This is a genomic window from Dactylosporangium sp. NPDC005555 (assembly GCF_040605635.1).
In the GTDB taxonomy this organism is placed as follows: Bacteria; Actinomycetota; Actinomycetes; order Mycobacteriales; family Micromonosporaceae; genus Dactylosporangium.
In genome coordinates this window covers 1-13,074 of sequence record NZ_JBEXDG010000023.1, presented here as the reverse complement: position 1 = coordinate 13,074, position 13,074 = coordinate 1, and the positions used below count along the sequence as shown (strand labels likewise).

Genomic DNA, 13,074 nt, shown 5'->3' with positions numbered 1-13,074 from the left:
CGTGACGGACTAGTCAGCCGACGGCTGTCGCTCCGGCGCCGCCGATCTCCCAGCTGGGGACCGTCGCCGGAGCCTTGACACCCTGGTATTCGACCAGGACCAGCGCGATGTCGTCGTCGAGGCGGCCGCGCACCCACTCCAGCAGCGCGCTCTCCAGCGAGGCCAGACCGTCGCCGACGGTGCCGTGCCCCAGCAGCCGCTGCGCCCGCTCCGCCGTCGGGAAGAACTGCCCGTCGCGCCGCGCCTCCGCCAGACCGTCGGTGAAGAACAGCAGGCGGTCGCCCGGCTCCAGGCGCTCGACGCGCGGCTTGACCACCGGCATGAAGCCCAGCGGCGGCGCATTGGAGGGCGGGTCGAGCGGGATGACCTGCCCGCGGCGCAGCAGCAGCGGCGCCGGGTGCCCGCAGTTGACGATCGTGAGGGTGCCGCCGCGCTCCTCGATCAGTGCCGCGGTGACGAAGTCCTCGTCACCCACGGACCGCGCCACGGCCCGGTCGAGGTCGGCGACGATCGCGCGCAGGTCGGCCCGCTCGAAGGCCACGTGCCGGTAGGAGCCGAGGACGATGCTGGCGAGCCGGACCGCGTCGAGGCCCTTGCCGCGCACGTCACCGATGATCATGCGGACGCCGTACGGGGTGTCGAGCGCCTCGTACAGGTCGCCGCCGATGTCCGCGGCCGCGCTGGCCGAGATGTAGCGGGCGGCGATCGTCAGCGGTCCCAGCTGCGGCCCCAGCGGGCGCAGGACGGCCTGCTGCGCCACGGAGGCGAGCTTGGACAGCTCGGCATAGCGGGCGATCTGCCGCTGCCTGATGGCGCCGACGGCGGAGGCGATGCCGGCGGCCAGGATGACCGCGCCGAGGTTGAGCAGCATCACCAGGGTCCGTTCCCGGGTGTGCATGAGCTCGACGCTGCAGAACACGACCGCGAGCACCGTGGAGGCGCTGCCGACGGCGAGGACCTCGGGCCAGGACGCGAACGCGGCGGCGAGGAACGGCGCGGCGGCGAGCAGGCCGACGTAGTTGGCGTCGACGCCGTCGGCGACCTCAGCGGCCAGGACCAGGCAGAGCAGCACGAAGGCCGCGCCGACTCCGGCGCGGGCTTCGGGAAGCAACGGTCGTTTCATAGGTCCGATCGACAGCATGCCACCAACCGGCCGCTGAACCGCTCAAACAAACGGCCGGTCTCGCGGTTACTTGAGTACCTCGTACTGAGCGTTGATCACGCCGGCACTCACCGAAGCGATCGTTACGAACGCGCCGCGGGACAGGTCGAGACAGCGCCCGGCGACGAACGGCCCGCGGTCGTTGATCCGCACGACGACCGACTTCCCGTTGGCCGTGTTGGTGACCTTGACCTTCGTGTTGAACGGCAGCGTCTTGTGCGCGGCGGTGATCCCGTCGGGGTTGTAGCTCTCACCGTTGGCGGTGCGTGACCCGGTGGCGTAGTAGGACGCCTTGCAGGTGCCGGTGCTCGTCACGGTGGTCGGCACCGGCGCCTTGCTCGTCGTCGATGTCGACGGCTTCTTCGTCGGCGTCTTGGTCGCCTCGGGAGACTTGCTGACCTGCGGCGATGCGGACGGGGACGCCGACGGCACGGCCGAGTCCGAAGGGGACGGCCGGTCGCCGCGGTCCGCTCGGGTGTCGGCGCTGCGGCTGCCGTCGATCAGGTCGCTCGCCGCGGCCGGCTTCCCGTCATCGGATCCCATATTGACGGTCGCGACTGCGCCGCCGATCAGGGCGACCGCCGCGACGGTGCCGGCGATCAATGGAATGAGGTGACGTCGGCTCATTGCGATGTGTCGGCCGGACAACGTCAGCACCCTTCGTCGACAGCAAGGCCGTGACCGAACGTATCGGTCTCTCCCAGGCGCCAGTCAAACCGAAGTGCCGTACGTGCGGGGATTTGGCGGGATAGGTCCGACCGAACGGCTGATCCGACAAGGAGCCGAACGGCCGACCCTTCCTGCGCTGTCACCGCTCTGTCACGCAACGCGGATGATCCCGGCGATACGCTCCGCAGCGCCTTCGGCCGGGATCTCCTCTTTCTCGCCGGTCTTGCGGTCGCGGATCTCCACCATGCCGTCGGCCAGCCGCTTGCCGACCACGACGATCGTCGGGACGCCGAGCAGCTCCGAGTCGTTGAACTTCACCCCGGGCGAGACGTCCTTGCGGTCGTCGAGCAGCACCTCCAGGCCGGTCGCGGCGAGCGCGTCGGCGAGCTGGGCGGCCCCGGCCTTGATCTCCTCGGTCTTGCCGGCGGCGACCACGTGCACGTCGGCGGGCGCGAGCTCGCGGGGCCAGCACAGGCCGCGGTCGTCGGCGGTCTGCTCGGCGATGACGGCGATGGCGCGGGACACGCCGACGCCGTAGGAGCCCATGGTGACCGTGACGGCCTTGCCGTTCTGGTCGAGCACGGTCAGACCGAGCGCCTTGGCGTACTTGCGGCCGAGCTGGAAGATGTGGCCGATCTCGATGCCGCGCTCCAGGGCGAGGGTGCCGCCGTCGACGGGGCAGCGGTCGCCGTCCTGGATGCGGACCGCCTCGACGGTGCCGTCGGGGGTGAAGTCCCGTCCGGCGACCAGGTGCATCACGTGCTTGCCCGGCTGGTCGGCACCGGTGATCCAGCTGGTGCCGTCCACGACCCGGGGGTCGACGAGATACCGGATGCCCGACGACGCCTTCTCACCGAGGACGCCGGGGCCGATGTAGCCCTTGACCAGCGCGGGGTGCTGCTGGAACTCCGCCTCCGACATCGGCGCGACCTCGGCGGGCGCGACCTGGGCCTCGAGCCGGCGCAGGTCGACCTCGCGGTCGCCGGGGACACCGACGGCGAGGGGCTCGCGCTTGCCGTCGGGCAGCGTCAGCATCAGCATGACGTTCTTCAGCGTGTCGCCGGCCGTCCAGGCGCGGTCGTCGCGGCGCAGGTCGTCGCGCGCGTTGAACAGGTCGACGAGCGTCTCGATCGTGGGTGTCTGCGGGGTGTCGACGACCTGGGCGGCGGGCTGGCCCTCGATCGCGACAGCTTCGAGCCTGGGCGTGGTGACCGCCTCGACGTTGGCGGCGTAGTCCCCGTTCGTACAGCGGACGAACGTGTCCTCGCCGATGTCGCACACCGCGAGGAACTCCTCCGACGCGCTGCCGCCCATCGCGCCGCTCGTCGCCGAGCAGATGACGTAGTCCAGGCCGAACCGGTCGAAGATCTTGCCGTACGCGACCCGGTGCCGCTGGTAGGCGGCGCTCAGCCCGTCGTCGTCGACGTCGAAGGAGTAGGAGTCCTTCATCACGAACTCACGGCCGCGCAGGATGCCGGCCCGGGGGCGCGCCTCGTCGCGGTACTTCGTCTGGACCTGGTACAGCGTGAGCGGCAGGTCCTTGTAGGAGGAGTAGAAGTCCTTCACAGCGAGCGTGAACATCTCCTCGTGGGTGGGGCCGAGGAGGTAGTCGTTGCCGCGGCGGTCCTTCAACCGGAACAGGTTCGCGCCATACTCGGTCCAGCGGCCGGTCGCCTGGTAGGGCTCGCGGGGCAGCAGCGCGGGAAACGTCAGCTCCTGCCCGCCGATGGCGTCCATCTCGTCGCGGATGATCCGCTCGACGTTGCGCAGCAGGCGGAGACCCATCGGCAGCAGCGTGAAGATGCCCGGGGCGACGCGGCGGACGTAGCCGGCGCGCACCAGCAGCCGGTGGCTCGTCACCTCGGCATCCGCGGGATCCTCACGGAGCGTCCGCAGGAACAGCGTGGACATCTTCAGCACCATCGGGTTTCCGCCTTACTTCTCAAACAGGCCTTCGGCGACGATACCCGTACGACTCCGGTGCGTGACTATCGGGTTTTCCCCGACAGCCACGCCACCGACCTCAGATTCGCGCCGGGTCGATCACCTTCAGCCGGTCCCCGTCGGTCACCCACGCCAACGGATGAGCCACCTGCTGCCGGAAGGAGTCACCCCCGTCCTCATACGTGCCGACCAGCCCGGTGCGCAGGTCCCAGAGCGCCCGCGGTTTCGGATCGTTCGGATGCAGCCAGTTCTTGACGTTGCCGGCGACGAACCGGCCGCCGTTAATGCTCCTCGCGTCGAACCAGCTGGTGGTCACCTGCCACGAGCCGTCCGTGGCCTGGGCGAACGTGAGCCCGTTGTGGTCGAGCCCGAGCCACACGTCCTGGTCCGCGACCGTCCACCAGCGCGTCGGCTGCGGGCGCTGCTTCGGGGTGCGCCGCTCGCCGGTGACCAGATTCCACGCCACCGGATCGTCGGTGCCCATCGGCGCCGCGGAGACCGCCCACGGCCAGCTCGTGATCTCGAAGCCTTCCGATCCGGCGACCTTCTGCGGCGTGCCACCGGTGACCGGCATCCGCTTGATGCCCCCGCGGTTGACGTCCGAGCCATACAGCGTGCCGTCGACGACGATGACCCGCTCACCGACGCTCGCCTGCAGGGACCGCCGCTTCCCGGTGCCGTCGTCGCGCATCGTCCAATACTCGGTCGTCTGCGAGCCGTCCTTGCCGTAGGCATACGCCGTCCAGACGATCATCCCGTCGCCGGCGGTGAAGGCACCCGGCCAGTAGCCGCGCACCCCCGGCGGGTCCGGCAGGTCGGTCAGGACCTTCTCCGTGCGGTTGCGTGCGTCGTAGACGGCGAGGGACACCACCTTGTCGGCGCTGACCCGGACCGCCAGCAGCATCCGGTGCTCGTCGAGCATCGTGATCGGCTCGTTGGCGCCCGCCCCGAACTTCGCCGGGATCTCGATCACCGCCTGCGGCCACACCACGTCCGCCCGCGGCGCGTCCTTCGCGGCCGGCTCGTGCACCGACGGCGACGGGGTCGGGGTCGGGGTCGTGCTCACGACGGGGTCCGTCGTGGGACGCGGCAGCAGCACCGCCGCCCCGGCGACCGCGAGCGCGGCGACACCGGCGACGGCGCTCCAGCCCGCCTGCCGGTTCCGACGACGGCGGCGATGGCCGGACTCGACCCGCTCCAGCAGGTCGACCGGTGGCGGCGGCCCGTCGGTCGAGGCCCGCTCCAGGGTCATTCTGAGTTGCTCTTCCATCATCATCGGCTCCTGACCTCGGCCGGGCGGTGCGCGTCCAGCCGCGCCCGCAGCGTCTCCAACCCGCGCGCCGCCTGGCTGCGCACCGTGCTCCTCGCGATGCCGAGCAGCACCGCGATCTCGTCGTCGTCCAGGTCCTCGTAGTAGCGCAGCACGAGCACCGCCCGCTGGCGCCGGCCAAGGTCCCGCAGCGCCACCCACAGCGTGTCGTCGGCCTCCACCCGCGCGAACGGGTCCTCTGGCGCGACGCGATCGGGTGGCACCTCGACGAGCTGCTCCCGCTTCCGTCTGCGCCAGATCCTGATGTACTGCCGGGCCATCGACCGCCGCACGTAGGCCTCGACGGCCTCCTGCTTGCGGATCTGTGCCCACTTCGCGCGCAGCCCGATGAGCGCCTCCTGCAGCAGGTCCGCCGCGTCGGCCTCGCTGCCGCTGAGCAGGAACCCATACCGCATCAAGGTCGCCCCGCGCATTCGCACGAACTGCACGAACGCCTCATCGGCCGTGTCGCTCACTCGCATCGCCTCCCCCATGTAGAGACCTGCCTCCACCGATCTGCTGCACGTCCGCCGAGGCGAATTCCTCAAGTGGTTGCGGCCCGCGGCCGATGGGCGGATGTGAGCTCTCCGCTGCGGCCCGATCTTTCCGTGGCGATCGCCGCCGCTCGCAACGCCGAGTTCGTGACCCGGCGCGACATGCCGGACCTCGCGCCGCGGCCGAGCCGCCGGGAGCGCCGGAACAAGCCGAAAAGCGCCGGTGCCGGCCCGATGCGGCTGTGCTACCTCATGCCCCGCACCGACGTCGGCGGCGGGGCGCGGGTCCTGTTCGAGCACGCGAACCGGCTCCTCGATCGCGGGCACGAGGTGACGGTGCTCAGCCATTATCAGCCGCCGCGTTGGTACGATCTGCGAACGCCGTTCGTGCGGGTGCCCTTCGGTGTGGACCTCGCGGAGGCCGTGCCGGCGTGCGACATGATCGTCGCGGGCTACTGGGACCAGATCATGGCCGCCCGGGCCCTGGGCATCGCCCCGGTCGCGCACTTCGAGCAGGGCTACTTCCACCTGTTCGAGGAGATCGAGCCGCCGACGCACGCGATCGTGGCCCGGCACCTGGAGGCCGCCGACCTGACGCTCACCGTGAGCGGCACGGTCGCCGACGTGATCCGCGACCGGTACGGCGTCGCCTCGAAGGTCGTCGGCAACGCGGTCGACCCGTCGGTGTTCCACCCCGCCGTGCCGGGTCCCTCCGGCGGGACGCCGTATGTGTTGTTCGTCGGGTGGGACGGCAAGGACTTCAAGGGCATGGCCGAGATGCGGCAGGTCTGGGCGGCACTCAGCGCCGAGCGGCCCGAGCTGGCGCTCGTCTGGGTCACGCCGAAGCCGCCCCTGGAGCCGCTGGAGCCGCGCTGCCGGGTCGTCGTCGCCCCCGACCAGGCGCTGCTCGGCGAGCTGTACCGAAACGCCGCCGTCTACGTGTGCTGCTCGCATTACGAGTCGTTCTCACTGCCGTGCCTGGAGGCGATGGCGTCGGGCACTCCGGTCGTGTCGACGAGGAACACCGGCGTCGGCGAGTACGCGCGCGACGGCGACAATGCGCTGCTCGCCGACGTCCGCGACGCCGAAGGGCTGCTCACGCGGCTGCGGCGGGTCCTCGACGAGCCGCGGCTGGCGGCGCGGCTGCGCGACGGCGGGCTGCTGACCGCGGCCGGCTACTCGTGGGACACGATCATCACCCGGATCGAGAGCGCCTACCGGGCGATCCGCACCGCCTGGGCGCCCCCGCAGCCCGGCGACTGGCATTTCGACCTCTCCGGCCTGCACCTTCCCGAAGCGTCCTTCGAGCTTCGGCTCAGGGAGCGGGCCGCGGCGACGGCCGCCGGTGCCATCGCCGTGCCGGTGGCGTTCCCCGCGTTCGGGGGGCACCGGGCCGTGCGGTGGCGGATCGTGGGACGCCGGTCCGGCGGCACCGGCGTCGCCCGCGCCTACCTGCCGGCCCACGCCGACGCCCTACCGTCGGGCATGCCGCACGCGGCCGCGCTACGGGACCTCGCCGAGGGCCGGATCGACGCCGCGCTGGAGGGGTTCCTCGCCGTCTACCGCGGCGGTGACCACGCGGTCCGCCCGTCCATCAGCCGGTGGATCGTCCTCACGCTGCTGGAGCTCGGCCTCGGCGAGCAGGCGGCCGCGGTCGCCGCGTCCGGGGTCGAGACCTACCCGGGTAACAGCGATTTCCATTACCTGCGGGCGCTGGCGGGGCTGCGCAGCGGGCAGGAGGTCGACGGCGCGGCGTACGTCACCGCCGTCGAGACCCTAGGCCCGGCCACGCACGCCGACGAATGGTTCGAGGCACCGGACGCGCTCATCCGGGAGCGGCTGCTCGCTGATGCCACACCGCGTACGGTGGCCGGCCCTTGACCGCCGACCACCGCACACCCCCGTTCGGGTCGTCGTTGACCATCACGAATATGGAGGCAGTCGCTTGCGCCACGCTTGACACGCCCACGCCGGACCGGCCAAGACGACCGGCTACGGTGTGCCGCTGTGAGGTTCCGGCTGCTGGGTCCGCTGACGATCGACTCGTCCGACGGCCCGGTCGTGCTTCGCCGCCGCCGTGAGCGGTGCCTTCTTGCGGTGCTCCTGCTGCACAACCACGCGCCCGTTCCCGTGGAGCGTCTGGTGTACCTGTTGTGGGACGGCGAACCGGCGCCGACCGCCCGTCAGCAGTTGCACAGTCACGTCTCGCGCGTCCGGGGCGCCCTGCGGGACCCGGTGGTGACGCTGAGCAGCACCGGGACCTCGTACCAGATCGACGTCGACGACGACGAGATCGACGCCCGGCGCTTCAGCGCGATGGTCGCGGCGGCCCGCGGCGTGACGGACCCGGCGGACCGCGGCGCGCTGCTGCGGGACGCCCTCGCGCTGTGGCGCGGCGACGCGCTCGACGACACCGTGTCGCCGTGGCTGCGGCCCCGGCTCGTCGGCGACCTCGACGAGCTGCGGCTGGTCGTGACCGAGGAGTGGCTGGCCTGCGAGATCGCCGTCGGCCGGCACGCCGGGGCGCTGCCCGAACTGACCCGGCTGACCGCCGCGCACCCCACCCGGGAAGGGCTTCTCGGCCTGTCGATGCGCGCGCTGCACGCCACCGGGCGCAGCATCGAGGCGCTCGCGGCGTACCGGCGGCATCAGCAGCGACTGGCGGACGAGTTCGGCCTGGATCCCGGCCCCGAGCTCCAAAGCCTGCACCTGGCGGTGCTGCGGGGCCGGCCGCCGGCCGCCGCGCCGCGGCTCGTGCCCGCGCAACTGCCGCCGGCCGTGCGCGGGTTCGTCGGTCGCGGCAGCGAGCTCGCCCGCCTCGACGCGCTCGTCGCGCAGACCGGGCGGCAGACCGTGATCTGCACCGTCGCCGGCACCGCGGGCGTGGGCAAGACCACGCTCGTCGTGCACTGGGCACATCAGGTCGCCGAGCAGTTCCCGGACGGTCAGTTGTACGTGAACCTGCGCGGCTTCGACCGTGCCGCGCCGCCGACCGACCCGGCCGAGGCCGTCCGTGGGTTCCTCGACGCGCTCGACGTGCCGCCGCAGCGGGTGCCGGCGGGCTTCGACGCGCAGGTCGCGCTGTTCCGCAGCCGACTCGCCGGCCGCCGGATGCTCGTCGTGCTCGACAACGCCCGCGACTCCGAGCAGGTCCGGCCGCTGCTGCCCGGCGCCGGCGGCAGCCTGGTGCTGGTGACCAGCCGCAATGAGCTGTCCGGGCTGCACACCGCGGAGGGCGCCGAGCCGCTGCCGCTGGACCTGCTGCCCGGCGGCGACGCCCGGCAGCTCCTGGCCGCCAGGCTCGGCGCGGCCCGGATCGCGGCCGAACCCGCGGCGGCCGACGAGATCGTCGAGGCATGCGCCGGGCTTCCCCTCGCGCTGGCGATCGTGGCCGCCCGCGCCGCTCATGTGCCTTTCGCTGAGATTGCGGCGTCGCTGCGGACCGCCGCGCGGCAGCTCGACGCGTTCACCGGCGCCGAGCAGGACGTCAACGCGCGGGCGGTGCTGTCGTGGTCGTATGCGGCGCTGAGCCCGGCGGCGGCCCGGCTGTTCCGGCTGCTCGGCCTGCACCCGGGCCCGGACTTCACCGCGGCGGCGATCGATGCCGTCGGCTCGGGTGACGTGGAGGTGCTGCTGCTCGACCTCACCCGGGCGCACCTGTTGACCTCACCCGTCCCGGGCCGGTACACCTTCCATGACCTGCTCCGCGCCTACGCCGGCGAACTGGCCGAAGCGGTCGACGCACCCGCGGACCGGCGGGCCGCGCAGGAGCGGATGCTGGAGCACTACCTGCACACCGCCTACGTGGGTTCGCGGCTGCTGAGCCCGCACCGGGAGACCCTCGACCTCGACCCCCTGCTGGCTGCGCCGTTGGCTGAGCAGGGTCTCGCGTGGTTCATCGCCGAGCGGTCCGTGCTGCTCGCCGCCGTCGACCAGGCCGCCCGGCTCGGATTCGACGCGCACACCTGGCAGCTGGCATGGTCGCTGGCGACGTTCCTGGACCGGCAGGGCCTGTGGCGGGAGTGGCTGCAAACGTCGCTGCTCGGCCTCGCCGCCGCCGAACGGGCCGCCGACCGGAAGGGCGCCGCGCACCTGCACCGGCTCCTCGCCCACGCCTACCTGAAGCTCAGCCGGATCGACGACGCCCACTCGCATTCGACGCAGGCCCTGGCGTTGTACGAGAAGCTCGGCGACCCCGGCCCTCAGGCGCAGGGTCACATGGGCCTCGCCGAGATCGCCGTCCACCAGGGCCGGCACGACGAGAGCTTCCAGCAGGCGGCACAGGCCCGCACGCTCTTCCACACCGCCGGCAGCCGCAGCGGCGAGGCGAACGCCCTCAACGCGATGGGCTGGCTGCACGCCCAACTCGGCAACCACCGGGAGGCGGTGGCGAGCTGCCGTCAGGCGCTCGCGCTGCACCAGGAGCTCGACAACCGCCAGGGCGAGGCGGAGACCTGGGACAGCCTCGGCTTCGCCCACCACCACCTCGGCGAACACGCGGACGCCGCGGCCTGCTTCGACCGCGCCCTGGAGCTGTTCCGGGTCACCGGCGACCGCGGCTTCGAGGCCGACACCCTGCACCACCTCGGCGACACGCAACTGGCCGCGGGCGACGCGAAGACCGCCCGCGCCACGTGGCGCCGCTCCCTGGAAATCTTCGACGAGCTCGACCACCCCGACGCCGCCGAGGTCCGCGCCAAACTCAGCAGCTGACGTCGGACAGCCGTTTGCCGGCGGCGAGGCATTGCCACTTCCGCCCTGACCAGTGCCCCTTCGTCCGACTGGAGGAAATCTCCGAACGCCTGACGTAATGGCACGCCGTCTCCGCTGCGGCAGCCGTCGTACGATCTGAGAGAGGTGGAGTAGGAGGAAGCCATGACGGCTGGGAGGGTCGCACCGCCCGGGTCGACGTATGCCGATCAGCGGCACTACATGGTCCCCGCCCGCCTCGCCGACCTGCGCGGACCCACAACTGGTGTGGTCGCTCTGAATCAGCAACTGGACTGGTCGGGCGACGCTCGATACGACCTCGACGACCCAGGTGACCTGCAGCTCATGTACCAGACCGTCCTCAACCAGGCCTCCGCCGCGGACGAGCTCAGTCGATGGATCGACGAGGCCACGCTGCGCCGGGTCTGGCACGACCTCTGGCTTCCTGGCCGGCTGCGAGCGCTCTGGCAGGCCCGCTTCCCGGAACTCGGGGCACCTCCGACGGCACTGGCCGACTAGTGGAGCCAGTCCATCTCCGGCTGGCGGAAATCGGGCTGCAGGTCGCCGGTCAGTACGGATTCGCGCTCGCCGGCGGTTACGCCGTGCAGGCACACGGCATCCTGCACAGGCCAAGCGAAGACGTCGACCTGTTCACCGCCTGGGAACGTCGTGCCGACTTCGCAGCCGCGGTCGAAGCCGTGGTCGGCGCCTACACTCAGCATGGTTACGCCGTCGAAGTCACCCAGCGATTCGAGACTTTTGCGCGGCTCATGGTTGCCGAGTCCACCGACCCTGTGCACTCATACAAGGTCGAACTGGCCGCGAACTGGCGAGCCCGACCGCCCGTCCAAATGGACATCGGCCCAGTCCTGCACGCCGATGACGTCCGTCGCCGGCAAAATGTCCGCCCTCTACACCAGAGCCGAACCACGCGACTTCCTCGACGTCGACGCCGCAATCACATCGGGCCGCTACACCCGGCAACGCCTCTGCGAACTCGCCGAACAGGCAGACGCCGGCTTCGAGCGCCGTATCCTCGCAGACCTCTTCGCCATGCTGGAGCGCTATCCCGACAAGCGCTTCGCGTTCTACGGCGCCGACCCAGACCACCTCACCGCCCTCCGAGCCCGCTTCGCCGACTGGCGCCACGAACTGCTCGATGTCGATCCGACCGCTTCCAGTTAGATGCCTGCACCCGACTCGCGAGGGCGAGGCAAAGTACGGCCAGCCACGACGGCGAGGACCACAGATCGTGTGATCTGGGCCTCGGGCCCCGGGCTGGAATAGCGAGATCCCAGTTCGTGCTTTCCGCGAACAGAGGGCCTCTAGGTCCGACCGGGTGAAGGGAATCGAACCTCACTGTCAGCTTGGGAGCCGTACAGGTGACCCTCACCAGACGCGGGAAGCCTCCACGTCACGCCTGCGGCGAGCGACCTGGAGCGGCCAGCCTTCGCCTGGGCTGATGGCCCGGCATGTCTCGGGCGCCTGACAACCGCACCGTCATGACAAGCTAAAGCAGGCGAGCAATCTTGGCTGCTCCGCCACCGGCTACACATCGATCATTTGCCGTAGCACGGTCTTCACGGCTGTTACCTCGTCATCGGTGAGCACCCACGCTGGCCGCTGTCCCTGCAAACCCGACCGGGCGATCGTTCGCACCTGCTCAGTGATGACGAACCCGATTGGGCGGCTGGCCGGGTGCACCGGAGGGCGGTTCAGCCAGCCGGAGTGCTCCCGCGTCGTCACCGGGAGCACGGTAACCAGGGCCTCCCCGGTCAGCCGGAGGTGGAACGCACTGGAGACCACCAGCACCGGACGACGTCCGGCTTGCTCGCGGCCCTCGGTTGGGTCGAGGTCAGCCCACCAGACCTGCCACGGCTGGATGACCGTCATGCAGCCTCGTCCCACGGGTCGGCTGCTGACACGAAGGCTCGGTCCTCCCGGTCGGCCTCGGCTACGTATTCGGCCCAGCCCTCCGGGTCACTTGCCCGGTATGCGTCCAAGGCGGCGACGGCCTTCATCTGCCAGTGCTCGGCCAACAGCCGACGGATTGCTTCATCCGTCCCCACTCGGCCTTGCCGTAATGGCACGTCGGGTCCGTCGAGCCCCGTCCTGTCTCGAACGCTGATCCCGCACCCCAGAGTCCCGGCCGGCAATGTCGGCACCTCCGCACGACATTGAAGGGCGTTGTCAGTCGACCTCGATGCGCTCCACTTAGATCGAATGATCCTGCTCATCTACCTGCTAATCAGGATGGTTAGCAGGATGGTGGCGTTGTGAACGCGGAAGAACTTGCGGAGATCATCGAGAACCTCCGCGTGCTGGCCGTAATGGCACGCTAATGGCACACACCGAGTTCATCATGCCGCGTCAGGCCTGGCTTGGAAACCAACCGCCAGCTCGACGTCGAGCGCGCGCGCCAGACGTTCGAGAACCGGCAATGTCGGCACGGTCCCACCGGCCTCGAAACGTGCAATCGCGGACTGCGTCATGGACGCCGCCTGCGCCAACTCGGTCTGGCTCCAACCGCGCCGCTCGCGGAGCTCACGGACCGCCCGACCCAGCTCGAACGCAAGCTTCGTCGACTCGTAAGCCTCAGCTGCGCCGGGCTCAGCCATACGCTGGCTACGCAGCTCACTCCAGTCGCCGCGACCGCTCATCCCCTGTCCCCCTCTTCGACGGTGTGCATCTCAGCGATGCATCGCGCCAGCGCCCGCCGGGCCCGATTGACCTCACTGGTCTCGCGGTCGCGGGTCTTCCGGAACACCGCGAGGAGAATGATCCCC

At 70.8% G+C, this 13,074-nt stretch carries 10 protein-coding genes and 1 pseudogene; 4 read left to right on the top strand and 7 right to left on the bottom strand.

Translation table 11 applies throughout. The annotated features are described in order from the left end of the window. Positions 1-13: 13 nt before the first annotated feature. The 5 genes from ABZS58_RS25270 to ABZS58_RS25250 form a co-directional block, all read right to left on the bottom strand. Positions 14-1,123: a PP2C family protein-serine/threonine phosphatase gene (locus tag ABZS58_RS25270; protein ID WP_354785424.1), complete on the bottom strand. Its 1,110-nt coding sequence runs from the start codon at positions 1,121-1,123 to the stop codon at positions 14-16. 66 nt (positions 1,124-1,189) lie between these two features. After that, entirely contained in the window at positions 1,190-1,810 is a 621-nt protein-coding gene (locus tag ABZS58_RS25265; protein ID WP_354785422.1) for a septal ring lytic transglycosylase RlpA family protein, read from the bottom strand. A gap of 171 nt (positions 1,811-1,981) precedes the next feature. Then, positions 1,982-3,754: a proline--tRNA ligase gene (locus ABZS58_RS25260; protein ID WP_354785420.1), complete on the bottom strand. Its 1,773-nt coding sequence runs from the start codon at positions 3,752-3,754 to the stop codon at positions 1,982-1,984. 100 nt (positions 3,755-3,854) lie between these two features. Then, a complete protein-coding gene (locus tag ABZS58_RS25255) occupies positions 3,855-5,051 on the bottom strand; it encodes a hypothetical protein (protein WP_354785419.1) in 1,197 nt (398 codons plus the stop codon). Next, positions 5,048-5,566 (bottom strand): SigE family RNA polymerase sigma factor, encoded by a 519-nt coding sequence (locus ABZS58_RS25250; RefSeq protein WP_354785417.1) that lies wholly within the window; start codon positions 5,564-5,566, stop codon positions 5,048-5,050. Before ABZS58_RS25250 ends, ABZS58_RS25255 begins: the two co-directional genes overlap by 4 nt. Before the next feature lie 96 nt (positions 5,567-5,662). Between ABZS58_RS25250 and ABZS58_RS25245 the strand changes: the two genes are divergently transcribed. The 4 genes and pseudogenes from ABZS58_RS25245 (at position 5,663) to ABZS58_RS25230 (ending at position 11,473) form a co-directional block, all read left to right on the top strand. After that, positions 5,663-7,459 carry a glycosyltransferase family 4 protein gene (locus ABZS58_RS25245; RefSeq protein WP_354785415.1) on the top strand — a complete coding sequence of 599 codons (1,797 nt, stop codon included), beginning with the start codon at positions 5,663-5,665 and terminating at the stop codon, positions 7,457-7,459. A 126-nt stretch (positions 7,460-7,585) separates the two neighbouring features. Beyond that, positions 7,586-10,291: a BTAD domain-containing putative transcriptional regulator gene (locus ABZS58_RS25240; RefSeq protein ID WP_354785413.1), complete on the top strand. Its 2,706-nt coding sequence runs from the start codon at positions 7,586-7,588 to the stop codon at positions 10,289-10,291. A gap of 162 nt (positions 10,292-10,453) precedes the next feature. Continuing rightward, positions 10,454-10,807 (top strand): hypothetical protein, encoded by a 354-nt coding sequence (locus tag ABZS58_RS25235; protein WP_354785411.1) that lies wholly within the window; start codon positions 10,454-10,456, stop codon positions 10,805-10,807. Further along, positions 10,807-11,473 (top strand): annotated as a pseudogene (locus ABZS58_RS25230) (nucleotidyl transferase AbiEii/AbiGii toxin family protein). The gene ABZS58_RS25235 and the pseudogene ABZS58_RS25230 overlap by 1 nt, the downstream one beginning before the upstream one ends. Before the next feature lie 363 nt (positions 11,474-11,836). Here ABZS58_RS25230 and ABZS58_RS25225 read toward each other — a convergent pair. Beyond that, positions 11,837-12,181 carry a type II toxin-antitoxin system PemK/MazF family toxin gene (locus ABZS58_RS25225; protein WP_354785409.1) on the bottom strand — a complete coding sequence of 115 codons (345 nt, stop codon included), beginning with the start codon at positions 12,179-12,181 and terminating at the stop codon, positions 11,837-11,839. A gap of 467 nt (positions 12,182-12,648) precedes the next feature. After that, positions 12,649-12,948, bottom strand: coding sequence for a helix-turn-helix transcriptional regulator (locus ABZS58_RS25220; protein WP_354785407.1), 300 nt, complete (start codon positions 12,946-12,948; stop codon positions 12,649-12,651). Positions 12,949-13,074: the final 126 nt, after the last annotated feature.